Annotated in this window: 22 protein-coding genes; 11 read left to right on the top strand and 11 right to left on the bottom strand. The window is 70.8% G+C overall.

Translation table 11 applies throughout. The annotated features are described in order from the left end of the window. Positions 1-236 precede the first annotated feature (236 nt). The 4 genes from ectA (at position 237) to thpD (ending at position 3,419) form a co-directional block, all read left to right on the top strand. The gene (gene ectA, locus ACWD3E_RS06560) at positions 237-755 is read left to right on the top strand and encodes a diaminobutyrate acetyltransferase (protein ID WP_451386387.1); all 519 of its coding nucleotides are present in this window, start codon (positions 237-239) and stop codon (positions 753-755) included. 13 nt (positions 756-768) lie between these two features. Then, positions 769-2,040, top strand: coding sequence for a diaminobutyrate--2-oxoglutarate transaminase (gene ectB, locus ACWD3E_RS06555; protein WP_451386386.1), 1,272 nt, complete (start codon positions 769-771; stop codon positions 2,038-2,040). An 80-nt stretch (positions 2,041-2,120) separates the two neighbouring features. Beyond that, a complete protein-coding gene (locus ACWD3E_RS06550; protein ID WP_451355494.1) occupies positions 2,121-2,525 on the top strand; it encodes an ectoine synthase in 405 nt (134 codons plus the stop codon). A 6-nt stretch (positions 2,526-2,531) separates the two neighbouring features. Continuing rightward, positions 2,532-3,419, top strand: a complete 888-nt coding sequence (gene thpD, locus ACWD3E_RS06545) for an ectoine hydroxylase (protein ID WP_451386385.1) — start codon at positions 2,532-2,534, stop codon at positions 3,417-3,419. Positions 3,420-3,495: 76 nt separating this feature from the next. Here the strand turns inward: thpD and ACWD3E_RS06540 are convergent, their stop codons facing one another. The 4 genes from ACWD3E_RS06540 to ACWD3E_RS06525 all read right to left on the bottom strand — a co-directional run bounded on the left by ACWD3E_RS06540 (position 3,496) and on the right by ACWD3E_RS06525 (position 7,605). Then, positions 3,496-4,602 carry an aminotransferase class V-fold PLP-dependent enzyme gene (locus tag ACWD3E_RS06540; protein WP_451386384.1) on the bottom strand — a complete coding sequence of 369 codons (1,107 nt, stop codon included), beginning with the start codon at positions 4,600-4,602 and terminating at the stop codon, positions 3,496-3,498. A 61-nt stretch (positions 4,603-4,663) separates the two neighbouring features. Further along, positions 4,664-5,389, bottom strand: coding sequence for a DsbA family oxidoreductase (locus ACWD3E_RS06535; protein WP_451386383.1), 726 nt, complete (start codon positions 5,387-5,389; stop codon positions 4,664-4,666). A gap of 75 nt (positions 5,390-5,464) precedes the next feature. After that, on the bottom strand, positions 5,465-5,968 hold the full coding sequence (locus ACWD3E_RS06530) for an N-acetyltransferase family protein (RefSeq protein ID WP_451386382.1): 504 nt from the start codon (positions 5,966-5,968) through the stop codon (positions 5,465-5,467). A 107-nt stretch (positions 5,969-6,075) separates the two neighbouring features. Next, complete coding sequence (locus ACWD3E_RS06525) at positions 6,076-7,605, bottom strand: aldehyde dehydrogenase (NADP(+)) (RefSeq protein WP_451386381.1); 1,530 nt, start codon at positions 7,603-7,605, stop codon at positions 6,076-6,078. Positions 7,606-7,737: 132 nt separating this feature from the next. Here ACWD3E_RS06525 and ACWD3E_RS06520 point away from each other — a divergent pair, with 132 nt between their 5' ends. Together ACWD3E_RS06520 and ACWD3E_RS06515 are read left to right on the top strand one after the other, a co-directional pair. Beyond that, a complete protein-coding gene (locus ACWD3E_RS06520) occupies positions 7,738-8,508 on the top strand; it encodes an IclR family transcriptional regulator (protein ID WP_451386380.1) in 771 nt (256 codons plus the stop codon). 80 nt (positions 8,509-8,588) lie between these two features. Beyond that, the gene (locus ACWD3E_RS06515) at positions 8,589-10,043 is read left to right on the top strand and encodes a peptidoglycan D,D-transpeptidase FtsI family protein (protein WP_451386379.1); all 1,455 of its coding nucleotides are present in this window, start codon (positions 8,589-8,591) and stop codon (positions 10,041-10,043) included. A gap of 41 nt (positions 10,044-10,084) precedes the next feature. Here the strand turns inward: ACWD3E_RS06515 and ACWD3E_RS06510 are convergent, their stop codons facing one another. From ACWD3E_RS06510 to ACWD3E_RS06495, 4 genes are all read right to left on the bottom strand, one after another. After that, positions 10,085-11,536 carry an NCS2 family permease gene (locus ACWD3E_RS06510; RefSeq protein ID WP_451386378.1) on the bottom strand — a complete coding sequence of 484 codons (1,452 nt, stop codon included), beginning with the start codon at positions 11,534-11,536 and terminating at the stop codon, positions 10,085-10,087. 174 nt (positions 11,537-11,710) lie between these two features. After that, positions 11,711-12,508 (bottom strand): HAD family acid phosphatase, encoded by a 798-nt coding sequence (locus ACWD3E_RS06505; protein ID WP_451386377.1) that lies wholly within the window; start codon positions 12,506-12,508, stop codon positions 11,711-11,713. A gap of 203 nt (positions 12,509-12,711) precedes the next feature. Continuing rightward, on the bottom strand, positions 12,712-13,464 hold the full coding sequence (locus ACWD3E_RS06500) for an MBL fold metallo-hydrolase (protein WP_451386376.1): 753 nt from the start codon (positions 13,462-13,464) through the stop codon (positions 12,712-12,714). 219 nt (positions 13,465-13,683) lie between these two features. Further along, entirely contained in the window at positions 13,684-14,262 is a 579-nt protein-coding gene (locus ACWD3E_RS06495) for a TIGR03086 family metal-binding protein (RefSeq protein WP_451386375.1), read from the bottom strand. 99 nt (positions 14,263-14,361) lie between these two features. Between ACWD3E_RS06495 and ACWD3E_RS06490 the strand changes: the two genes are divergently transcribed. The 4 genes from ACWD3E_RS06490 to ACWD3E_RS06475 all read left to right on the top strand — a co-directional run bounded on the left by ACWD3E_RS06490 (position 14,362) and on the right by ACWD3E_RS06475 (position 18,305). Then, entirely contained in the window at positions 14,362-14,760 is a 399-nt protein-coding gene (locus ACWD3E_RS06490) for a DUF4440 domain-containing protein (protein WP_451386374.1), read from the top strand. An 84-nt stretch (positions 14,761-14,844) separates the two neighbouring features. Further along, positions 14,845-16,095 (top strand): MFS transporter, encoded by a 1,251-nt coding sequence (locus ACWD3E_RS06485; RefSeq protein WP_451386373.1) that lies wholly within the window; start codon positions 14,845-14,847, stop codon positions 16,093-16,095. Positions 16,096-16,246: 151 nt separating this feature from the next. After that, positions 16,247-17,056 (top strand): NAD-dependent epimerase/dehydratase family protein, encoded by an 810-nt coding sequence (locus tag ACWD3E_RS06480; RefSeq protein WP_451386372.1) that lies wholly within the window; start codon positions 16,247-16,249, stop codon positions 17,054-17,056. Positions 17,057-17,138: 82 nt separating this feature from the next. After that, entirely contained in the window at positions 17,139-18,305 is a 1,167-nt protein-coding gene (locus ACWD3E_RS06475; RefSeq protein ID WP_451386511.1) for a TerD family protein, read from the top strand. 70 nt (positions 18,306-18,375) lie between these two features. Here ACWD3E_RS06475 and ACWD3E_RS06470 read toward each other — a convergent pair whose 3' ends face one another. Next, entirely contained in the window at positions 18,376-18,942 is a 567-nt protein-coding gene (locus ACWD3E_RS06470; protein ID WP_451386371.1) for a TetR/AcrR family transcriptional regulator, read from the bottom strand. A gap of 157 nt (positions 18,943-19,099) precedes the next feature. Here ACWD3E_RS06470 and ACWD3E_RS06465 point away from each other — a divergent pair, with 157 nt between their 5' ends. Further along, the gene (locus ACWD3E_RS06465; protein WP_451386370.1) at positions 19,100-20,536 is read left to right on the top strand and encodes an MFS transporter; all 1,437 of its coding nucleotides are present in this window, start codon (positions 19,100-19,102) and stop codon (positions 20,534-20,536) included. Between the two features lie 80 nt (positions 20,537-20,616). Here ACWD3E_RS06465 and ACWD3E_RS06460 read toward each other — a convergent pair whose 3' ends face one another. Both ACWD3E_RS06460 and ACWD3E_RS06455 read right to left on the bottom strand, forming a co-directional pair. Continuing rightward, complete coding sequence (locus ACWD3E_RS06460) at positions 20,617-22,197, bottom strand: TROVE domain-containing protein (RefSeq protein ID WP_451386369.1); 1,581 nt, start codon at positions 22,195-22,197, stop codon at positions 20,617-20,619. Between the two features lie 498 nt (positions 22,198-22,695). Next, positions 22,696-24,141, bottom strand: coding sequence for an alkaline phosphatase PhoX (locus ACWD3E_RS06455; protein ID WP_451386368.1), 1,446 nt, complete (start codon positions 24,139-24,141; stop codon positions 22,696-22,698). Between the last annotated feature and the right edge of the window lie 74 nt (positions 24,142-24,215).

Genomic DNA, 24,215 nt, shown 5'->3' with positions numbered 1-24,215 from the left:
CAATTCCCATCGATTCATCAATTCACCGACGACAGCTTCCCGTATCCTTCTGCCCGCTTTTTTGGAGGCTAAACCGGGGAGTTTTCCGGCGGATTTCCGGGCTGTGACACACTCCACATCAGTGGGTTTTTGTCCCGATATTTGGTGGGGCAATGCGGACATTTCGCATTGCCCCACCATCACGCTGATCGCCACGCCCGTGCATTTCTGAATTTGCCTCGCTAAATTCGTGCCGCATGACTGCCGCACCCGCAGACCTGCTCATCGACCGACCGGAGGTGGCCGACGGAGCCGCGCTCTGGCGGATCGCCAAGGACTCGAAAACCCTCGACCTGAACTCCTCGTACAGCTATCTGCTGTGGTGCCGGGACTTCGCCGGCACCTCGGCGGTGGCGCGCGGGACGGACGGGGAGCCGGTCGGTTTCGTCACCGGGTACGTGCGGCCTGACCGACCCCGCACCCTGCTCGTCTGGCAGGTGGCCGTGGACTGCGCCCAGCGCGGCCGCGGTGTCGCCGCCGCGCTGCTGGACGGGCTGACCGCCCGGCTCGCCGCCGAGCACGGCATCACCGGCGTGGAGACCACCATCACGCCCGGCAACACGGCCTCCGAGCGGCTGTTCACCTCGTACGCCGCCCGGCACGGGGCCCGGCTCACCCGCGAGGTGCTGTTCCCCGCCGACCTGTTCCCGGACGGCCCGCACGACCCCGAAGTCCTGTATCGCATCGGCCCGTTGACCCCCCATACCTCGCACTGAGGAGCGATTCACCGTGACCATCACCCAGCCCGACCTCAGCGTCTTCGAGACCCTCGAGTCCGAGGTGCGCAGCTACTGCCGCGGCTGGCCCACCGTGTTCGACCGTGCGCAGGGCAGCCGGATGTTCGACGAGGACGGCCATGCGTACCTCGACTTCTTCGCCGGGGCCGGCTCACTCAACTACGGCCACAACAACCCCGTCCTCAAACGGGCGTTGATCGACTATCTGTCCCGGGACGGCGTCACCCACGGCCTGGACATGTCGACCACGGCCAAGCGGACCTTCCTGCAGACCTTCCAGGACCTGGTGCTGCGCCCGCGCGACCTGCCGTACAAGGTCATGTTCCCGGGGCCGACCGGCACCAACGCCGTCGAGTCGGCGCTGAAGCTGGCCCGGAAGGTGAAGGGGCGCGAGGCGATCGTGTCGTTCACCAACGCCTTCCACGGCATGTCGCTCGGGTCCCTGGCCGTGACCGGCAACGCCTTCAAGCGGGCCGGGGCCGGCATCCCGCTGGTGCACGGCACGCCCATGCCGTTCGACAACTACTTCGACGGCACGGTCCCGGACTTCCTGTGGTTCGAGCGGCTCTTGGAGGACCAGGGCTCCGGCCTCAACAAGCCCGCCGCGGTCATCGTGGAGACCGTGCAGGGCGAGGGCGGCATCAACGTGGCCCGGCCCGAGTGGCTGCGTGCTCTGAAGGAGCTGTGCGAGCGGCAGGACATGCTGCTGATCGTCGACGACATCCAGATGGGCTGCGGCCGTACGGGCGCCTTCTTCTCCTTCGAGGAGGCGGGCATCACGCCCGACATCGTCACCGTGTCCAAGTCGATCAGCGGCTACGGCCTGCCGATGTCGCTGTGCCTGTTCACGCCGGAGCTGGACCTCTGGGAGCCGGGCGAGCACAACGGCACCTTCCGCGGCAACAACCCCGCGTTCGTCACGGCGACCGCCGCCCTGGAGGCGTACTGGACCGACGGCTCCGCCATGGAGAAGCAGACCCGCGCCCGCGGCGAGCAGGTCGAGCAGGGGCTGATCTCCATCACCGAGGAGAACCTCGCCGACGTGAAGGAGTACCGCGGACGCGGGCTCGTGTGGGGCCTGGAGTTCCACGAGAAGGAGCGGGCCTCGCGCATCGCCCGGCGCGCCTTCGAACTCGGGCTGCTCATCGAGACGTCCGGCCCGGAGGGCGAGGTCGTCAAGCTGCTGCCCGCGCTGACCATCACCGCCGACGAGCTGGACGAGGGGCTGAGCATCCTCGCCCGCGCCGTCCGCGAAACCGTCTGACCGCCACCGTCCGACCGCGACCCTCTGACCCAGACCGTCCGCCCCGGACCGCCCGACCGACCAGGAGAGAGCACAGCACCGTGATCGTCCGATCGTTCAAGGACATCGAAGGAACCGACCGGCACGTCAGGGCCAAGTCCGGCACCTGGGAGAGCAAGCGGATCGTCCTCGCCAAGGAGCGGGTCGGCTTCTCCCTGCACGAGACCGTCCTGTACGCCGGCACCGAGACGTCGATGTGGTACGCCAACCACATCGAGGCCGTGGTCTGCGTCGAGGGCGAGGCCGAACTCACCGACCACGAGACCGGGCAGACGCACACGATCACGCCCGGCACCATGTACCTCCTCGACGGGCACGAGCGGCACACGCTGCGCGTCAAGGAGGACTTCCGCTGCATCTGCGTGTTCAACCCGCCGGTCACCGGACGGGAGGACCACGACGAGAACGGCGTCTATCCCCTGCTCACCGAGCCCGAGGAGGTGTGACATCCCATGACCACCGTCAGCGATCTCTACCCCACCCGCGGCACCACCGAGGTGACCGTGCCCCGGCAGGACCCGGTCTTCTGGGGCTCCCCGGACACGCCGGGCCCGATCCCGGCCGCCGATCTCCAGGCGTACGACCGTGACGGCTTCCTCGCCATCGACCAGCTGATCACCCCCGACGAGGTCGAGGTCTACCGGCAGGAGCTGGACCGGCTGGTCACCGACCCGGCGATCCGCGCCGACGAGCGCTCGATCGTCGAGCCGAAGTCGAAGGAGATCCGCTCCGTCTTCGAAGTGCACCGGATCAGCAAGGTGTTCGCGAACCTGGTGCGCGACGAGCGGGTCGTCGGCCGCGCCCGGCAGATCCTCGGCTCGGACGTGTACGTCCACCAGTCCCGGATCAACGTCAAGCCCGGCTTCGGCGCGAGCGGCTTCTACTGGCACTCGGACTTCGAGACCTGGCACGCCGAGGACGGCCTGCCGAACATGCGCACGGTGTCCGTCTCGATCGCGCTGACCGAGAACTACGACACCAACGGCGGGCTCATGATCATGCCGGGCTCGCACCGGACGTTCCTGGGCTGCGCCGGGGCCACGCCCGAGGACAACTACAAGAAGTCGCTCCAGATGCAGGACGCGGGCACCCCGTCCGACGAGGCCCTGACCTCGCTGGCGAGCGAGTACGGCATCCGGCTGTTCACCGGCCGGGTCGGCTCGGCGACCTGGTTCGACTGCAACTGCATGCACGGCTCCGGCGACAACATCACGCCGTTCCCGCGCAGCAACGTCTTCATCGTGTTCAACAGCGTGGAGAACAAGGCCGTGGAGCCGTTCGCGGCGCCGGTGCGCAGGCCGGAGTTCATCGGCGCCAGGGACTTCACCCCGGTGAGGTAGCCGCCGTACAGCTCCCCCCTGAACTCCGGGCCGGGGCCTCCTCGTGTGGGACGGGAGGCTCCGGCCCGGGCTCGTCTCAGCCCGACAGCACGTCCAGCAGACGGTCCACGTCCGCGGGGGTGTTGTAGAGGTGGAAGGACGCGCGCAGGTTGCCCGCACGGTTGGACACCTCGATACCGGCGCGGCTCAACTCCCCCTGGCGATCGCCGAGTCCGGGCACCGACACGATCGCCGAGCCGGGAGCCGGCAGGGCTTCGTGGCCGAGCGCGGCGAGTCCCGCGCGGAAGCGGTCGGCGAGGGCCAGGTCGTGAGCGTGAACGGCATCCACGCCGAGTTCCTCGATCAGGGCGAGGGAGTGGCGCAGCCCGGCGAAGGTGAAGAGGGCGGGGCTCACGTCGAACCGCCGGGCGGAGTGGGCGAGTTCCTGGACCGGGCCGTAGCAGCTGTCCCACGGCTGCTCCGCCGCGACCCAGCCCGCCAGCAGCGGGGTCAGCTCGCCGAGGTCCTCCGGCACGACGAGGAAGGCCGCCCCGTGCGGGCCGAGCAGCCACTTGAAGGTGGTGGAGACGGTGAAGTCGTAGGCGTCGGCGTCCATCGGCAGCCAGCCGGCGGCCTGCGAGAAGTCGACGTAGGTGCGCGCCCCGTGCGCGCGGGCCGCCTCGCGCAGGGCGGGCAGGTCCGCGACCCGGCCGTCGGCGGACTGAGCGGCGCTCACCGCGACGAGCGCGGTGCCCGGGCGGACGGACTCGGCGATCCGCTCCAGCGGCACGGCGCGCACCTTGAGGTCGCCGCGGATGTGGAAGGGGTTCACCACGGAGGTGAAGTCGTCCTCGGCGGTGAGGACTTCGGCGCCGGTGGGCAGGGCCGCGGCGATCAGCCCCGTCTGGGCGGCGACCGAGGCGCCCGCCGCCACGCGTGCGACCGGGACGCCGGCCAGCCGGGCGTAGGCCGCCCGGGCGACCTCGACGTCCTCGAACAGCAGGTCCAGCGGCCTGCCCTCGGCCCGGATCGCCACGGCCTCCCGAAGGGCGGCCACGGTACGCGCCGGGAGCAGGCCGCTGCTCGCGGTGTTCAGATACGTGTTCTTCGGGGTGAACTCGGCGCGGACGAGGCTGTCGAACGTCTCCGTGATCTCCGTGGTCTCCATGAGTCCACTCTGCGGCCCGCGGAACTCCCCGTCCATTGCGAATTTTTACGTGGGTCCGCTTAGCGCGGCTTATACATCGGCCGCGACCTGCGGTTTCTCACTGCTGCGGAACGGCGCACCCGTCCGGCCCGCAGGCGTCGCCCCCGTCGCCGACTCCCTGGTCGACGAGCTTGAGCGGAGAGCGCTCGCCCCACGCCTGGGTCAGCGCCCGGGTGAAGACCTCGGCGGGCTGGGCGCCGGAGACGCCGTAGGTGCGGTCGAGGACGAAGAAGGGCACGCCGGTGGCGCCGAGCTGGGCGGCCTCGCTCTCGTCCGCGCGGACCTCGTCGGCGTAGCGGGACGGGTCGGCGAGCACCGCGCGGGCGGCCTCGGCGTCGAGACCGGCCGCCACAGCCAGCTCGACGAGGCGCTCGTCGCCCTCGCTGAAGACCGACCGCTCCTCGGCGAAGTTGGCCCGGTACAGGATCTGGATCAGCTCGTCCTGCCTGCCGTGCTCCTTGGCGAAGTGCAGCAGGCGGTGCATGTCGAAGGTGTTGCCGTGGTCGCGGTCCCGGGTGCGGTAGTCCAGACCCTCGGCGGCGGCCTGGGCGCCGAGGTTGTCCTCGCCGGCCTGGGCCTGCGCCTCGCTCATGCCGTACTTCCGGCTGAGCATGGTGAGCACCGGCTGCACATCGCCCTTGGCGCGGCCCGGGTCCAGCTCGAAGGAGCGGTGCACCACCTCGACCTCGTCGCGGTGCGGGAACGCGGCCAGCGCCTTCTCGAAGCGGGCCTTGCCCACGTAGCACCAGGGGCAGGCGATGTCGCTCCAGATCTCGACGCGCATGTCTTCGGCTCTCTCCAGGTCGTACGGGCGCGGAGGCTCTCTCCGGCCAGTACGTGAACGTTCAATCAGCGATGTTCATTCCCCGGGCACGGAAAAGCGCAGGAAGAGGTGGTGGTCGCCCTCGGCCGGCGGGTTCTCCGGGTCGGGGATCCAGCCCTGGCGGGCGTAGAAGGCCTGGGCTCGGGCGTTGTCCGTATGGACGTCGAGTACGGCCGTCCGCTTGCCGTCGACCTGCCACTCCTCCACGCAGGCCGCGTGCAGGGCCGTACCGATGCCGGCGCGCCAGTGGCCCGGGTCGACGTGGAACTGGAACAGCTTGACCGTTTCCGCCGGTGCGCCCTCCGGGGTACGGAAGGAGGCGATGCCGACGATCCGGCCCTGCTCCACGGCGCACAGCACATGTGCCTCGGGACGCTCGATGGAACCGCGCCAGACCTCGACCCAGTCGAAGTCGGCCGGCGGGAGCCCGTCCGGGTAGTAGGTCGAGCGCGCCCGGACGTGCAGATCGGCGATGACCTCGGCTTCGGCGGGCAGGGCGGTGCGGATCACCAGGGCACCGGTCACGCGTTCACTGATCATGCAGGGAAGGACGAGCGGTCACGGGCCGCGGTTCCGTCCGGGGAGTACTCCGGACGGAACCGCGGCCCAGGCCCGTTCACCGACGCGCCTTTCTTCGTGAGCTTGCGCTACCGCTCCAGAACCCCGTTGAACCGCCTGGGAAGCCCGAGGGGGTTGTCGTCGCGCAGTTCCTTCGGCAGCAGCGCCTCGGGGGCGTTCTGGTAGGCGACCGGCCGCAGCCACCGCTCGATGGCCGTACCGCCCACGGAGGTCGAGGTGGAGGTGGTCGCCGGGTACGGCCCTCCGTGGTGCTGGGCGGGGGCCACCGCCACGCCCGTCGGCCAGCCGTTGACGAGCACGCGGCCGGCGAGCGGGGTGAGTTCGGCGAGGATCTCCGCACCCCGGCCCGCACCGGCCGCCTCCTCCTGCGAAAGCTGCACCGTCGCGGTGAGGTTGCCGGGCAGGCGGGAGAGGACGGCGGCGGCCTCGGTGTCGTCCTCGTAGCGGGCCACCACCGTGACCGGCCCGAAGCACTCCTCCAGGAGCACGTCGTACGCGCCCTCCTCGGTCAGCCTGCTCGCCGGCACCGTGAGGAACCCGGCGCTGACCGTGTGCGCGCCGCCGGCGCCCGGGGTGACCGGGGACTCGACGTCGGGCAGTGCACCGCGCTCGGCCACGCCCGCGAGGAAGCTGTCCCGCATGCGGTGGTCGAGCAGCACCCCGGCCTCGGTGTCGCTGACGGCGTCGGTGAGGGCCTTGACCAGGCCGTCGCCCGCCGCGCCGGCCGGCACCAGGACCAGGCCGGGCTTCACGCAGAACTGGCCGACGCCGAGGGTCATGGACCCTGCGAGCCCGGCGCCGATGGCCTCCGCGCGCTCGGCCGCGGCGGCCTCGGTCACGATCACCGGGTTGAGCGAGCCCAGCTCGCCGTGGAACGGGATCGGCACCGGGCGCGCGGCGGCGGCGTCGAAGAGGGCCCGGCCGCCGCGGACCGAACCGGTGAAGCCGGCGGCGGCGGTCTTCGGGTGCCGGATCAGCTCGACGCCCGCCTCGAAGCCGTGGACGAGGCCGACGACGCCCGCGGGGATGCCGTGCTCGGCGGCTGCCCGGCGCAGCACCTTGGCGACCAGCTCGGACAGGGCCGGGTGGTCGGGGTGGGCCTTGACGACGACCGGGCAGCCCGCGGCCAGCGCGCTCGCGGTGTCGCCGCCTGCGACGGAGAAGGCGAAGGGGAAGTTGGAGGCGGAGTAGACGGCGACGACGCCGAGCGGGACCTTGTAGCGGCGCAGGTCCGGGATGGGCGGGGTGGCGGTGTCGTCGGGGTGGTTGATGACGACGTCGAGGAAGGCGCCCTCGTCGACGATGGCGGCGAAGGCCCGCAACTGGTAGGTGGTGCGGGCCAGTTCGCCGGTCAGCCGGACCGGGCCGAGGGCGGTCTCGGCGTCGGCGGCCTCGACCAGCTGGTCGCGGGCCGCGTCCAGGCCCGCGGCGGCCGAGCGCAGGAAGGCGGCGCGGACCGTGCGGTCGGCGAGGGCGCCGCGCGCGGCGTGGGCCGCCTCGACGGCCTCGTCCACCTCCTGGGCTGTGGCCTCGACCGCAACCTGTTCGCGCTGCTTCCCGGTGCGCGGGTCGACACTCCAGACTGGTGCTGCTGCCACCGCGGGTCCCTCCAGTCAAGGCCGCATTGCCTAGGCCGGCCAACAGCAGTGTTCGATATGCTGAACACTGTCTCTGATGATGAATACGCTGCTCGGAGACTATTTCCCGGCGATTGAAGGGGTCAAGGGGCGATGGCGGCAGGCGAGACAGGCGGGGCGCAGGTCAAGTCCGCGGTGCGGACCGTCGAGTTGCTCGAGTACTTCGCCGGCAAGCCCGGGATGCACTCCCTCGCGGCCGTCCAGGAAGCCGTCGGCTACCCGAAGTCCAGCCTGTACATGCTGCTGCGCACGCTCGTGGAACTGGGCTGGGTGGAGACGGACGCCACCGGCACCCGGTACGGCATCGGGGTGCGCGCGCTGCTGGTCGGCACGTCGTACATCGACGGCGACGAGGTGGTGGCGGCGGCCCGCCCGACGCTGGACCGCCTCTCGGACGACACCACGGAGACCATCCACCTGGCCCGCCTCGACGGCACGAACGTCGTCTACCTCGCCACCCGCCAGTCCCAGCACCATCTGCGCCCCTTCACCAGGGTCGGCCGCCGGCTGCCCGCGCACTCCACCTCCCTCGGCAAGGCGATCCTCGCCACGTACACCGACGAGCAGGTGCGCAAGCTGCTGCCTCAGACCCTGCCCGCGCTCACCGAGCACACCCTCACCGACCGGGAGAAGCTCATCGAGGAGCTGCACCAGGTCCGGGAGCAGGGCTTCGCGGTCGACCGGGAGGAGAACACACTGGGCCTGCGCTGCTTCGGCGTCGCGATCCCCTACCGCACCCCGGCCCGCGACGCCATCAGCTGCTCGGTCCCGGTGGCCCGGCTGACCCCGGCCCGCGAACAGATGATCAAGGACGCCCTGTTCGACGCCCGGGACCGGCTGAGCATGGCGACGCGGCGGCTCTAGGAGCCGGTTCCTGAACACCCGATGAGAAATCCGGGCGTACGGGAACGATCCTGCCCGTCCCGGTCGTCTTCACGGGCGGAATGAACAAGACGATCAGGCGGGCGTCCGTCTTCGCGCTGCTGCTCGTGCTCGCTCTGCTGGTCAGGGCGACCTGGGTGCAGTTCTACGACGGCAAGGCCCTCGCGGAAGACAACAAGAACCGGCGCAACGCGATCGAGACGTACTCGCGGCCGCTGGGGAACATCATCGTGGCCGGAGACGCGATCACCGGCTCCGCTCGGACGAAGGGGGGCGACCTCGCGTACAAGCGCACCTACAAGGACGGCGAGCTGTACGCGGCGGTGACGGGCTACGCCTCGCAGGCGTACTCCCCGACCCAGCTGGAGGGCATCTACAAGGACGTGCTCAACGGGACGGACAGCCGGCTGAAGACGGTGATGGACACCCTCACCGGCAAGCGGGCCGACCCGGGCGACGTGGTGACGACGATCGACCCGGCCGTGCAGAAGGCGGCGTACGCCGCGCTGGGCGGCAACAAGGGCGCGGCCGTCGCGATCGACCCGAAGACCGGCCGGATCCTCGCGGTGGTGTCGACCCCGTCGTACGACCCCACGCCGCTCACCGACGCCAATACGGCCGGCTCCGCCTGGAAGAGCCTCAACGCGGACAAGGACAAGCCGCTCACCAACCGCGCGCTGCGCCAGCCGCTGCCGCCGGGCTCGACGTTCAAGCTGGTCGTGGCGGCAGCCGCGCTGGAGGACGGCCGCTACAAGAACGTGGACGACCCGACCGACAGCCCGGACCCGTACACCGCGCCGGGCACGACGCGGCCCCTGGTGAACGAGAACAAGTCGGCTCCCTGCAAGAACGCCTCGCTTCGCAAGGCTCTGCAGTACTCCTGCAACAACGTCTTCGGCAAGCTGGCCGTCGACCTCGGCCAGGACAAGGTCCGGGACATGGCCGAGAAGTTCGGCTTCAACGACGACAAGCAGGACGTCCCGGTGCGCGCCTACGCCAGCGTGTACCCGTCGGACATGGACAAGCCGCAGACCGCTCTGTCCGGCATCGGCCAGTTCGACGTCACCGCGACCCCGCTCCAGATGGCCATGGTGTCGGCGACCATAGCCAACGGCGGCAAGCTGGTCTCGCCGCATATGGTGTCGCAGCTCACCGATGGTGGCGGTGATGTGTTGAAGAACTACGACGACGACGCCGGCACCTCGCAGATCATCAGCTCCTCCACCGCCGAGCAGCTGCAGTCGGCGATGGAGACCGTGGTGAAGGACGGCACCGGTACGAACGCGCTGATCGACGGGGTGACCGTCGGCGGCAAGACCGGTACCGCCCAGCACGGCGAGAACAACAGCAAGACGCCGTACGCCTGGTTCACGTCCTACGGCAAGTCCGACTCCGGCGGCAAGGAGGTCGCCGTCGCCGTGATGGTCGAGCAGTCGGACGCAGCCCGCTCGGAGGTCAGCGGCAACGGGCTGGCGGCGCCCGTGGCGAAGGCGATGATGAAGGCGGCGCTGAAGTAGGCGCCGGGGGCAGTTCGCGGCGGCAGCTGCCCCCTCGGACCTCACTTGACCCCGAGGATCTGCTCCACCGGATCGATCGCGAAGTACACCAGGAACAGCGCCGAGACGCCCCAGAGCAGCCAGTTGACCTCCTTCGCCTTGCCCAGGACCGTCTTGATGACGACGTAGGCCAGGAAGCCCGCGCCGATGCCGTCGGTGATGGAGTAGGTGAACGGCATCGCGGCGATGGTGAGGAACGCCGGGACGGCGATCTCGTAGTTGTCCCAGTCGATGTGCTTGACGTGGGTCATCATCAGGAAGCCCACCGCGATCAGCGCGGGCGCCGCCGCCTGGAGCGGGACGATGGTGAGCAGCGGGGTGAGGAAGAGCGCCAGGCCGAACATTGCGCCGGTGACCAGGTTGGCGAAGCCGGTGCGGGCGCCCTCGCCGACGCCGGCCGCGGACTCGATGTAGGCGGTGTTGGAGGAGGCGGAGCCGAGCCCGCCGGCCACGGCGGCGGCACCGTCGATGAACAGGACGCGGCCGATGCCCGGCACCTGCCCCCGTTCGTCCAGCAGCCCGGCCTCGGCGCTGATGCCGACGATCGTGCCCATGGCGTCGAAGAAGTCCGACAGGATCAGGGTGAAGACGAGCAGGACGGTGGTGAGCACGCCGGCCTTCGCGAAGCCGCCGAACAGGTTGAAGTGACCGATGAGCCCGAAGTCCGGGGCGGCGACGAGTTTGTCCGGGACCTTCGGGGTGGTCAGGCCCCAGCTCTTGATGTCCGCGAGGGCGTTGATGACGATCGCGACGACCGTCATGGTCACGATGCTGATGAGGATCGCGCCCTTCACCTTGCGGGCGAGCAGCGCGACGGTCAGCAGCACGCCGAGGCAGAACACGAGCACGGGCCAGCCGGTGAGACGGCCGACGGCGCCGAGCTGCACGGGCACGGTGGTGTGCGCGGCGTCCGGGATGCGGCTGACGAAGCCCGCGTCGACGAAGCCGATGAAGGCGATGAACAGGCCGATGCCGACGCCGATGGCCTGCTTCAGCTGATGCGGGATCGCGTCCATGATGGCCCGCCGCAGTCCGGTGAGCACCAGCACGCAGATGACGATGCCTTCGAGGACGACCAGGCCCATCGCGTCGGACCAGGTCATCAGCGGGGCGAGCTGGAAGGCGACGACGGCGTTGAGGCCGAGTCCGGCGGCGATGGCGAGCGGCAGGTTACCGCCGACGCCCATGGCGACGGTCATCACGCAGGCCACCAGCGCGGTGGCGGTGGCGAGTTGGCCGGTGTCGAGGGAGTGGCCGTACTTGTCCTTGGCGCTGCCCAGGATGATCGGATTCAGGACAAGGATGTAGGCCATCGTGAAGAACGTGGCGAAGCCGCCGCGTATCTCCCGGCCGAAGCTGGATCCCCGTGCGGAGATTCTGAAGTACTGGTCGAGTCCGTTGCGGGCAGGTGGCAGGGCGCCCTGCCGCTGATCCACTTTCTGTGTCTGGGACATGGCCAACTCCTCATTACCGGTTGAACAGTGTGCGGATGCTGGCTGGATTGTTCCCTTACAGAACCCGTTTCAGGTTTTCACCGTGTTACGGAATGTGGCTCGAAGGGCGGCTTCGCGCCGTACGACGCCACCGTGGGCGGCGCGAAGCCGCCCACGGCTGACTGACCGAGCGCGTCAGGACACGAAGTACGTCGGGTTCGGCAGCTTGTAGGTGCGGCCGGTGTAACCACCGTCGAGGTCCGAGTACTGGTCGCCGAAGTCGGCGATGATCGTGTACCCGAGGTCGTCCTCGATGTGCTCGCGGGTGCCCGACTTGTACTGGACCGTCGTGCAGGTCCAGTTGCCCGGGGTGGCGCAGTCGCTCAGGTAGGCCGGCGGGTTGGCCTTGTCCTTGAGGAACATGTGGTCGGTGTCGAGGTTCACGTCGGCGCCGATCTTCTTCAGGTTCGCGACGGCGGCGGCGCGCTGGGACTCGCCGAGCCCGGAGTTGTAGAAGACCTCGACGCCCTTGGACTCGGCGTACTGCACCAGCTCGGGGCTGCCGAACACGGCCGGGCGGTCGGCGCGGTTCACGTAGTCGGCCCAGGTGGTGGGGTTGTACGTGTAGTTGTAGCGCTTCTCGTAGTCGAGGCTGAGCAGCAGCGTGTCGTCGATGTCGAAGACGACGGCGGGCTTCTCGCCCCAGCGCTGGGCCTTGCGGGCCGCCTTGTCGATGTAGCGCTTGGCGTCCGCGTCGATGTCCGCCAGGTCCTGGGCGTACTGGCTGTCGGGAGAGGCCTGGTAGACACCGCCCGCGTCGGCGTGGGTGCCGTAGTAGGCGTCGATGTCCTTGACGAGCTGGCCGATGTTGTACGGCTCCTGCGTCGAGTTGGCCGTCGACTGGTCGGCCGTGGCCGCGCCGGCGCCGTACAGGGCGCCGGCGGCGAGGGCGCAGGCGGCGGTGACGGCCGCGATGCGAAGTGATTTATGCATGACAGGTTTTCTACGCGCGTCACCATGGGTAGCGCGAGACCCGTTGCCCGATCGATATCAAGCCATGGGTTTCGCGGGGTCCGAACGGGCCTCGCACACCTGCCTGTTGCCGACAGTTCACCGTCACGCCGGTGGTCGTACTGACCGTGGTCAGGAGCATGGTGCAGGGCAGGGGAGCCGCCGTCCGACGGGGAGTTGCCCGCTCAGAAGGTCCGGACGTCACCCTCGACGGCGGCGAAGGTGGGCCGGTCGGAGAACTCGGCGGCGCGGGCGGTGGCCTCCTCGCGGGTGAGGCCGGGCCCCACATGGGTGACGAGCAGTTCGCGCACATGCGCCTCCCGGGCCACCCGTCCGGCGTCCTCCGGCGTCAGATGCACCTGTGCGCCTTCGTGATGCGCGTCGATGTCCGCCTCGCACAGGAACAGGTCGGCGCGGGTGGCGAGTTGGGTGAGGGCGGGGCAGGGCCCGCTGTCTCCCGAGTACGCGAGCACGCTGCCCTGGCACTCGGCGCGCAGCCCGTACGCCTCGGTGCCGTGGGCGACGGCGCGGGTGGTCAGCCGGAGGTTCCAGTGCCGGACGTCGTGGCCGTCGTAGAGAGGCCGGAACTCGAGGACCTCCTTGAGGAAGTCGACGTCCGCCCGCCCGAAGAAGCTGCCCAGCCGCAGGGCGCATTCCTGCGGGGCGTACACGGGGACGGGGGCGGCCGGGGTCATCCCGCCGTACGCGAAGGCGTAGGCGGCGGAGAGCAGGTCGGCGCTGTGGTCGGCGTGCAGATGGGAGATCCAGATCGCGGTGAGCCGGGCGGGGTTCGTGTACCGCTGCAACGCGGCGAACGATCCCGGCCCCGCGTCCACCCACACCTCGGCACCGCCGCCGGAGACCAGGTACCCGGAGCAGGGACGGTCCGGGCCTGGGTGCGGGGAGGCGGTACCGAGGACAGTGAGCGTGATGGGCATGGGGGGAGAGTACGACGCCGCGCGGGGGCCGGGGTTCGATTTCCCCGCGAAGAGCCAACGACGACGCCCGCCCTCTCCCGGACGAGAAGGCGGGCATCCTCACAACGGCCTGTGGCTCGCTCGGCGAGCCCTGGAGCCGGCGGAACGAGCCGTGTGACGCCCTTGCGGGGTGCAGTGCCCCGCAGCGCGTCACAGCCCGGTTGTTCCCGTCGCGTCCGCTTACCCCCGCCATCCCGGATCCCGGCCGCTCAGGCCCACCGCCCGGTCCAGCAGCGGGGCCTGCGTCGGGACCGGGACGACCGGGCCGAAGGGGCCCTTGCCGGCGCTCGGGTCGGTCGCGACGAGGAGGAAACCGTGGGCCGACTCCAGGGCGGCCGGGTCGGGCTCGTAGGGCAGGCCGGTCGCGCGGGCCAGGTCCCAGCCGTGGATCACCAGCTCGTCGGCCGCGACGGCACCGGCGACCGCGCCGGGCAGGTTCACGCCGCCCGCGCGGGTGTCGCCGGTCCAGGCGTCCGGGTCGCGCCAGGCGTCGGCCAGCTCGTCCAGCGCCTTGGGCAGTTCCTCACGCCAGCCGGGCCCGAGGTCCGGGATGCTCGCGTTCGGGCTGGTGTCGGTCGTCGGCCCGAAGTTCTTGCGGGCGGCGTCACGGAAGGCGACGGACAGTCCGTGGATGTGGGCCAGCAGGTTGCGCACGGCGTAGTCCGGACACGGCGTCGCGGCCGACAGCTGCTCGTCCGTCACCGCGCCGGCCAGCCGCGCCACGATCCGGGCCTGCGGGCCCAGGTCGACGATGGTCATCCCTCGCTCCTTATGAGTTGCCATACCAGTACGCAGGAGAGACCGGCCGGAGCACGGAAACTCATCGGCACCGGCCCCCGCCGTGGTTACCGTGACGCCATGTCCAAGATCGAGATCGACGCGCTGACCGCCGAGTTCTTCGGCGCCTTCGACAACCGGGGCGGCAAGGCCCCCGACGTGGACCGGATACGCCGGCTGTTCCTCCCCCAGGGATTGATCACCTGTACGGGCCCCGGGTTCGCGGTCTACACGGTCGACGAGTTCATCGAACCCCGGCGCGCGCTGCTGACCGACGGCCGGCTGACCGAGTTCTCCGAGTGGGAGACCACCGAGCGGACCGAGATCGTGGGCGGCATCGCGGCGCGGACCGGGGAGTACCGCAAGTCCGGGGTCATGAACGGCGAGCCGTTCGAGGGCGGGGGCACCAAGAACCTCCAGTTCGTGCGCACCCCCGAGGGCTGGCGGATCCAGTCCCTCGCCTGGTACGACCAGCCCTGACCTCCTCGTACGGCCGGTCCAGGTCCTGACCTAGGGCAGCTTCCCGATCCGTAGGCACCCCCCTTAGGCCCACGATCGTCAGGCATGACGACTTCCTGGACCGTGACCCGCGTGCTGCGGGACCGTAACGCGGGGCTCTATCTGGCGAGCGTGGTGGTGTCCGGCTTCGGCACCTCCTCGCTGTGGCTGGCGTCGGGGGTGTGGGTCAAGGACCTCACCGGTTCCGACGGCCTGGCCGCGCTCTGCATGCTCGCCATGTGGGCACCCACCCTGGCCGGGCCGGCGCTCGGCACGATCGCCGACCGGGTGCGCCGTAAGCCGTTGCTCATCGCCACCGAGCTGAGTCTGGCCGGCCTGCTGCTCACCCTGTGCACGGTGAACTCCCCGGGCCGCCTGTGGCTGCTGTTCGCCGTGCTGTTCGTGTACGGCGTCGCCGGTGTGATCCAGTACGCGGCCTCGTCGGCGCTGGTGGCCGCCGCGGTCGGCCCCGACCTGCTCGGCGACTTCAACGGGCTGCGCATGACCGCCGACGAGGGCATGAAGCTCGTGGCCCCGCTGACGGGCACCGCCCTGTACTCGGCGTACGGCGGGGCGAGCGTCGCCGTGCTGGACGCGATCAGCTGCGTGTGCGGGGCCGGGCTGTGCGCCCTGCTGCGCGTGCGCGAGGAGCGGCCCGTGCGGTCCGGCGCCGACTGGCGGCAGGAGACCGCCGACGGCGTCCGCCACCTGTGGGGGCACCCCGGGCTGCGGGCACTGGTCCGGGCCGGCGGTGCGACCATGCTCTTCGGCGCCCTGAGCAGCACGATGACCTACGCCGTCGTGGACCGCCTCGGCCACTCCCCCGCCTACGTGGGCGTGCTGTACGCCGTCCAGGGCGTCGGCTCGGTGACGGTCGGGCTGGTGTCCGGGCCGGCGCTGCGGCGGCTCGGCGCGCGTCGGTTCGCGGCGGCCGGGACCGCGCTGGTGGGGCTCGCGGTGGCCGCGCGGGCCGTGCCGTCGGACACGGCGGCCCTGGTGTCCGCCGCGGCGACCGGCCTCGGCCTGCCCTGTGTCCTGATCGCCGCGCTCACCGCGGTGCAGCGCGAGACCCCGGGGCCGCTGCTCGGCAGGGCGACGGCCACCGCCAACACGCTGATGTTCACGCCGAACGTGCTCGGGCTGGCCGTCGGGGCCGGTCTGGTCGAACTGGCCGGTCCCGGGCTGCTGTTGCCTCTCTACGGCCTGGGGCTGCTCGCCACGGCCGCCTCGCTGGTCCCGTCGGCCCAGCGGGCCGACAGCGCCGACAGCGCTTCGCGCACCGCCGCGAGGTCCGGGTCGGACGCCAACCCGGCGTGATACAGGCACAGTTCCGTCGCCCCTGCAGGTCAAGCGGGCAGACTTGCAACACCGGCCTGGATTCACGCACATCACGCGACACTTGACGGTGGACGACGCAACTCCCTAGCGTGTCCACGGATGTGAACGCCGTCCACGAGGAGAGCCGAGGATGCCCGCTCCCCGCACCGTTCTGCTCACCGGCGCCGCCGGCGGACTCGGCACCCTGATGCGGTCCCTGCTGCCGGAGTACGGCTACACGCTGCGCCTGTTCGACGTGCGCCGCGTCGAGGGCGAGCCGGACGCGATCACCGCGGACCTCGGCGACAAGGGGGCGCTGCGCGAGGCGGTACGGGGCGTGGACGCGATCCTGCACCTCGCGGGCATCTCCCTGGAGGCGCCGTTCGAGAAGATCCTGAAGGCGAACATCGAGGGCACGTACAACCTCTATGAAGCCGCCCGTCTGGAGGGTGTGCCGCGCATCGTCTTCGCCTCCTCCAACCACGCCGTCGGCTTCACCCCGGCCCCGCGCGCGGGCGAGCCGCTGATCCCGGTCGACACCCCGCGCCGCCCGGACACCTTCTACGGCCTGTCCAAGTCCTTCAGCGAGGACCTGGCCCAGCTCTACTGGGACAGGCACGGCCTGGAGACCGTCTCCGTGCGCATCGGCTCCTGTTTCCCGGAGCCGACCAGCGTGCGCATGCTCTCGGTGTGGATGAGCCCGGCCGACGGCGCCCGTCTCTTCCACGCGGCCCTGACCGCCGAAGGGGTCGGCCATACGGTCGTCCACGGCTCCTCGGCCAACACGCGCCTGTGGTGGGACCTGTCGACCGCGCGGGCGCTCGGCTACGAGCCGCAGGACGACTCCGAGCCGTACGCCGGGAAGCTGATCGCCGAGCAGGGCGAGCTGGATCCGGAGAACCCGGCCCACAGCCACCTGGGCGGGCACTTCGTGAACGACCCGCCGATCTGGCCGTACTGAGCCGGGGTCGGGGCCCTCGGCCGATCGGGGGCGGGTAAGGGAACGGTAAAGCGGTGTCGTTCGTTCACCCGGCATGACAGCTATGACCCCAGGCTCGAACATCGCCCTCTCCGCCGCCCGAGTAGCGGTGGACGTCGCCGCTCCGGTGCGGCTCGATGTGTCGGGCCTGCTGCTCACCGCCGACGGCAAGGTGCGTTCCGATGACGACTTCATCTTCTACAACCAAGCAGCCGGGCCGGGCGTGACGTACCGGTCCGGCGGTGGCGCCGCGCCCGACGCGATCATCGTCGACACCGGCGCGGTCCCGCCGGACATCGAGAAGATCGTCGTCACCGCGAGCCCCGACGCGGCCGGGCAGACCTTCCAGGGCATCGAGCCGACGGCCACGATCCGTGACGCGGACGGCGGCTCGGTGCTGGCCACGTTCACCCCGCCGCAGCTCGGCACGGAGACGGCGCTGGTGGTCGTGGAGATCTACCGCAGGGGCGGCGCCTGGAAGGCCCGCGCGGTCGGCCAGGGGTACGCCAACGGGCTCGCGGGCATCGCGACCGACTTCGGAGTGACGGTCGAGGAGCCGGCCCCTGCCGCCTCGGCGCCCGCCGCCGCGGCACCCACCGCCCCGGCGCAGCAGCCGGTGACCCCGCCGCCGCCCGCCGCGGCGCCGGGCGCGGGGAAGGTCAACCTCGACAAGGGGCGGGTCAGCCTCCAGAAGAACCAGACCGTGTCCCTCGTCAAGGGCGGCCGTCCGCTGCTCTCCCAGGTGCAGATGGGCCTCGGCTGGGAGCCGGCGTTCCATGCCGCGGACATCGACCTGGACGCCTCCGTCATGGCCTACGGCCCGCAGCGCAACCACATCGACAGCTGCTACTTCGGCAAGCTGACGATCCTGGGCGGCGCGGTCAAGCACTCCGGTGACAACCTCACCGGCGAGGGCGCGGGCGACGACGAGGTGATCACGGTCGACCTCGGCCGGCTTCCGCAGGAGGTCACCGGGCTGGTCTTCACCGTCAACTCCTTCTCCGGGCAGAAGTTCACGGACGTCGCCAAGGCCTACTGCCGCCTGCTGGACGCGACCACCGGCGAGGAACTGGTCCGCTTCGACCTCACCCACGCCGAGCCGGAGACGGGCGTGATGATGGCCAAGCTGGTCCGGCAGTTCTCCGGGGAGTGGGACATGACGGCGCTGGGCGAGTTCGTGAAGGCCCGGACGGTGCGGAACATGGTGGAACCGGGGGCGCGCGCCCTGTAGCAGCCGAGGAACCACCGCTGCGGGCCGTCGTACGCACGACCGCCCGCAGCCGCGTACCCGCCCGCGGTCCCTACGGCCGCAGCCCCTCCGTCAGCAGGGTCAGATACCGGCGGATCTGGCTGCCCTGCCCGTCCGCCAGTTCCGACGCCGTGGCCACGCCGTGCGCCAGCCGCAGGACCTCGACCGGTTCGAGGTCGTCCCGCAGCACGCCCGCCGCCTGCGCCGCCTCCACCAGCCGCGCCGCCGCGCCCTTCACGGCCGTACCGCAAGCGGTCAGCGCCACCGAGCTGCCGTCCTTGACCGCGGCTCCCAGCAGGGTCTTCAGCCCCCGCAACTGGATCGTGGCGACCCCCAGCTCGTACAGCCACTGCGTCAGCGCCTCACCGGGCGGCAGTTCCTTGGCCAGCTCGTCGGCCCGTGCCGCGATCTCCTCGATCCGGTCCACGTACGCGGCCTCCAGCAGCGCCTGCCGGGTCGGGAAGTGCCGGTAGAGCGTGCCCGAGCCCACGCCCGCCCGCTTGGCGATGTCGTCGAGTGACGCGTTCTCCCCGTGCTCGGCGAAGGCCTCGAAGGCAGCCTTCAGCAATCGCTCGTAGTTGCGCCGAGCGTCCGCGCGCATGGGCCTGACCTGCGTCATCAAGTAACTCCTTGCAAAGCGGGGACTGCCTCCGTATTTTATCCGACATCGAAACGGAGACAGTCCCCGGTTATGTCGTCATCACGTTCCGCCGGGCAGCTCATCCCTGCCCGCGGCATGCCGTCACGCCCGGGGACACCCAGACCGGGAGACCCTCATGTCCACCCCGTCCGCACCGTCCACCCTCACCGAGGCGCCCTTGGCGCCCGTGCCTCCCGCGAGGCTCGGCACCACCCTCCTCGTCATCGTCACCGCCTACCTGATGGTCGGCGTCGACTCCACCGTCGTCAACGTGGCACTGCCCGACATCCAGCAGGGCCTGCACTTCAGCCGCACCGGCCTGTCCTGGGTCCTCAACGCCTACACCCTCGCCTTCGGCGGCCTGCTGCTGCTCGGCGGGCGGATCGGCGACGTCGTCGGCCGTCGCCGCGCCCTCGCCACCGGCGCCGTGCTGTTCGCCCTGTCCTCCCTGCTCGGCGGCATCGCCACCGAGGGCGGCTGGCTGCTCGCGGCCCGTACGCTCCAGGGCGTCGGCGCCGCCCTGATCGCCCCGAGCACCCTCGCCCTGATCACCACCAACTTCCCCGAGGGCCCCCGCCGGCACCACGCCCTGAGCGTCTACTCCTCCATGGCGGGCATCGGCAGCTCGCTCGGCCTGGTCCTCGGCGGCATGCTCACCTCCTGGGCGTCCTGGCGCTGGGCCCTGCTCATCAACGTGCCCATCGGCCTCGCCCTGGTCCTCGCCCTGCCCCGCTTCGTCACCGAGACCCCGCGCCACAGGGGCCGGTTCGACCTGCCGGGCGCCCTGGTCGGCACGGCCGGGACCACTTCCCTGGTGTTCGCGTTCATCCGGGTCTCGGAGGACGGCTGGAGCGACGCCCGGGCGCTGCTCGGCTTCACCGCCGCCGCCGCACTCCTCGCCGGATTCGCGCTGATCGAGGCCAGGGCCGCCCAACCCGTCATGCCGCTGCGGCTGTTCGCCGACCGCGACCGGGCCGGCGGCTACGCGAGCATCCTGCTGCTGCCCGCCGGCATGTTCGGCGCCTTCTACTTCCTCAGCCTGGTCGGCCAGCAGGCCCTCCACTACAGCCCGTTGCGCGCGGGCCTCGCCTTCCTGCCGCTGACCCTGGTGATGTTCACGACCGTACGGCTGGTGCCCCGGCTGCTGGCCCGGTTCGGCGCCAAGGCGGTGCTGCTGACCGGGATGACGCTGGTCACCGCCGCCACCGGATGGCTGTGGCAGCTGCGGCCCGGCGAGGGGTACGCGGACGGACTGCTAGGCCCGCTGCTGCTGATGGGGCTCGGCACGGGTCTGAGCTTCATGCCGCTCAACGCGATGATCCTGTCCGCCGTCGAGCCCCGGGAGGCGGGCGCGGCCTCCGGTCTGCTCCAGACCCTCCAGTGGCTGGGCGGCACGGTCGGACTGTCCGTCCTGGTCACGGTGTACGGCACGGCGAGCCGGCACGCCGGCGGGACACCGGACGCCGTCCTCGTCCACGGGTCGGCCAGCGCGTTCGGCGCCGGTGCGCTGATCTCGCTGGCCGCGCTGCTGGTCGCCGCCACGGTGCTCACCGGCAGGCGCAGGGCCGGCTAGAACCGCACGGCAAGGGGAGTGGCCCGCACCCCCCGTAGAAGTGCGGGCCACATCAGGCCGGCCGGCCGGGCGGCCCCGGTTCAGGCCTCCCACGGCCAGGCGGCGTCGCTCGCGCGCTCCAGCAGCGGCACCATCCGGAAGGCGGAGTCCGAAAGCCCGCCGAATGTATGCCTGTTCCCCGTGCCCGACGGACCGTGGCCCGCCCGGTAGCCCTCCAGGTTCCACGTGTAGACGGGGACGTGGGCCGGGATCTGGGCGGTCGGGTCGCCGTGCTGGTGCGGGGCGTACTGCTCGTCGGTGACGATCAGCACCCGGTCGTGCTTCCTGTAGTGCCGGCGCACGGCCTCGGTGGTGTCGGTGCCACCGAGGTTGCCGAAGCGGTCCAGGATCTTCAGCACGGACTCGCCCTTGCGGAACTTCACCTCGGCGCTGGTCGAACCGAACTCCACCAGGTCGGCGTCCGCCGCCCGCAGCGCGAGCGCGCTGCCGAAGATCGCCGCCGCGTCGGCCCGGGTGAGCTGAGAGCGCTCCGAGGCCGGCGACCAGAACATGGAGCCCGAACGGTCGACCAGCACCAGCGTCCGGCCCGGCAGCGCGGGCACGTTGGCCAGCGAGTGGCCGAGCGCCTGCTCCAGCGGGTAGGACCAGCGCAGCGAAGGGGCGTGCCGGTAGGCGGCCAGGTAGCGGAAGGGGAACTGCCGCGAACGTGCCACCTGCTGCGGGTCGCTGATCTTCGCCGCGACCCGGGCGGCGACCTCGTCCGAGACGCCGGCCTCGTCGAAGTTCCGCAGGTTGCGGACCAGCGCCATCGCGCCCATGGACGGGATGACGGCCTCCCACGCCGCCTTGTCCATCGGACCCTGGAGCCAGCCGGCCAGCGCCTCCCAGGTGATCCCGGCCGCCGCCAGCCGCTCGACGCCGTCGGGCGCGGCGACGACCGCCCGCCGCCGCTCGACGGGCAGCGCCATCAGCTCGCGGTGCAGACCGAGCACCGGGAGCGAGGCGGGCGGCACGGCGGTGTCCGGGTTGTGCCGCCGGTCGAGCGCGTACCGGAACAGGTCGCCCTGCCACGGCTTGTCAGCGTCCGGCGCCGCGTGCACCAGGTTCAGGATGTCGCCGAAGCGGTAGCCCCTGGACGCGGTGTCGTACTTGAGCAGCGACCGGACGTGGTACAGCCGTCGTACGGCGTCGGCAATACCGCGCTTGACGGGCTTGGGGATGGCCCGGCCGTAGGTCGACGTCCAGTACGCGAGCAACTCGCCGGGCTCGTCCGGGCGCTGGAGCACCAAGTCCACGACCTGCCGGTTGGACGGACCCTCGGTGGCACCCGCCGCAAGCCGGGCGTGCACGTACTTGGCGGCACCCACGATCGAGGCCGTCCGCATGTTCCCCTCACCGCGCAGCCAGCCGAGCAGACCTGCCGTCCAGGACGGGTCGCTGACGGCGAGTTCACGGACGAGCCGGGTGAAGCGGCCTTCGCGCTCCTCGGCGTTCTCGTAGAAGGTGCCCGTGACGAAGTGGGACACCGCCAGCAGAAACAGCTCCGAGCGCGGATCGCGCTCGTGTCCCCGGCCGCCCTCATAGGTCCGCAGGATGCGGCCGGTCGACGTCACCGCCGACTTCGGCTGCGCCTTGGCGGCACGCGTGTTGAATCGCGCCATGATGAATTCCCCCGAATTCATGTTGCTTTCGGAGGGAGGCGCGGCAAATGGAGGGTGTCCGAGATCGAGAGTCGGCGACGGACTCAGTCGGATGCTCTGTCCATTGAGCTACACCGACCCGAAGTCGATGACGGGAGTCGAACCCGCAACCTTCCGATCCCATGAAGTAACCGCTGCCTGCGCACCGGACACCCACCATGCGCCACGCCTCCCGAGATCAAGTCGGCGACGGCTGTTGTTTCATTCCAGGAAAGGGAAGTAGCCGTTGCCATCGCACCGGGAGGTGCGAGACGTTTCCGGTGTCCAGAGATCGAGGCGGCGGAACCGACGTTGGTGCTCTGCCGACTGAGCTACACCGGCCCGAAGAACCGGTGGCGGGACTCGAACCCGCGACCTCCCCATTAGAAGTGGAAGTAGGTCCTGCCTTCGCACCTGGACGTGCATCACTTTAGGAGGACGGCCGCGGGTCGAGCGAGCGAATTAATCGCCCGGCGGAGTTCAGTCGCGCTTCTGCCGCTTCCACGGCCCGGTGATGGCCAGCATGATGCCCGGTTCCTGGATGTTGGCGAACAGGGTCGAGCCGTCGGGCGAGAAGGTGACGCCGGTGAACTCGCTGTACTCGGGCGCCGCTTCGGTGCCCAGGTTGAGTTCGTTGCGGGCGATCGGGTAGGTACGGCCGCTGTCGGTGGCGCCGAACAGGTGCTGGACGCCCTCGCCGTCCTCGGCGATGACCAGGCCGCCGTACGGGGAGACGGTGATGTTGTCGGGGCCGTCGAAGGCGCCGTCGGCGGAGGGGTCCGGGTTCACGCCGAGCAGGACCTTGAGGGTCAGGGTGCGGCGCGAGGGGTCGTAGAACCAGACCTGGCCGTCGTGCTGGACGGGGCTCTCCGCGCGGGCGTAGGAGGAGACGATGTAGGCGCCGCCGTCGCCCCACCACATGCCCTCCAGCTTGCGGGCGCGGGTGACCTCGCCGGCGGCGAACTGCTTGCGCACGGAGACGGTCCTGGCGTCACGGTCGGGGACGTCCACCCAGTCCACCCCGTACACCGTGCCGGTCTTCGTGGCCCGGGAGAGGTCGTCGACGAGGTTGCCGCCGGAGTCGAAGCACAGGAAGGCCTGGAGCACGCCGGCGTCCTCGGCGAGGCTGCGCAACCGGCCGCAGCCGTGGCGGAAGCCCTGCGGCGGGGTCCAGCGGTAGAGCAGCCCGTTGGGGTTGGCGGCGTCCTCGGTGAGGTAGAGGTGGCCGCGCTTGGGGTCGACCACGACGGCCTCGTGGGCGTAGCGGCCCAGGGCCTTGACCGGCTTGGGGTCGCGGTTGGCCCGGCGGTCCTCGGGGTCGACCTCGAAGACATAGCCGTGGTCCTTGGTCATGCCGTTCTGGCCGGCCTTGTCCTCGGTCTCCTCGCAGGTCAGCCAGGTGCCCCACGGGGTGTTGCCGCCCGCGCAGTTGGTGGAGGTGCCGGCGATGCCGACCCACTCGGCGACTTGGTCGCGGCGGACCTCGACCACCGTGCAGCCACCGGAGGCGGCGGGGTCGTAGACCAGGCCCTCGGTGAGCGGCACCGGGTACTTCCAGTTGGCGCGCGGGCCCTTCAGCTCGTGGTTGTTGACGAGGAGGGTGGCGCCGCGGGGGCCCTCGAAGGTGGAGGTGCCGTCGTGGTTGGACGGGGTGAACTCGCCCGACTCCAGCGTGGTCCGGCCGCTGTAGGTGATGATCCGGTACTTGAAGCCGGCCGGGAGGGCGAGGATGCCGTCCGGGTCGGGGATCAGCGGGCCGTAGCCGACGCCGTGCTGCTCGTACTCCGACTCGCCTTCCGTGGCCCGGATGTCGGTGGACGCCAGCGCGCCCGGGGCCGTGGCGAGGGCACCGACGCTGCCCGCCAGCGCGACGCCGGCTCCGGTGACGGCGGACTTCCTGGCGAAGTCCCTGCGGGTGAGCGACATGGAGTCTCCTGTGACGGTGGGCGTGCCATGGAGGTGCCGGCGGTCCTCGTTCGACACACCAGGCTCTCGCCCAC

Source organism: Streptomyces sp. NPDC002676 (assembly GCF_053592455.1).
The sequence above is the reverse complement of the archived record's forward strand: the minus strand, read 5'-3'. Positions and strand labels throughout refer to the sequence as shown.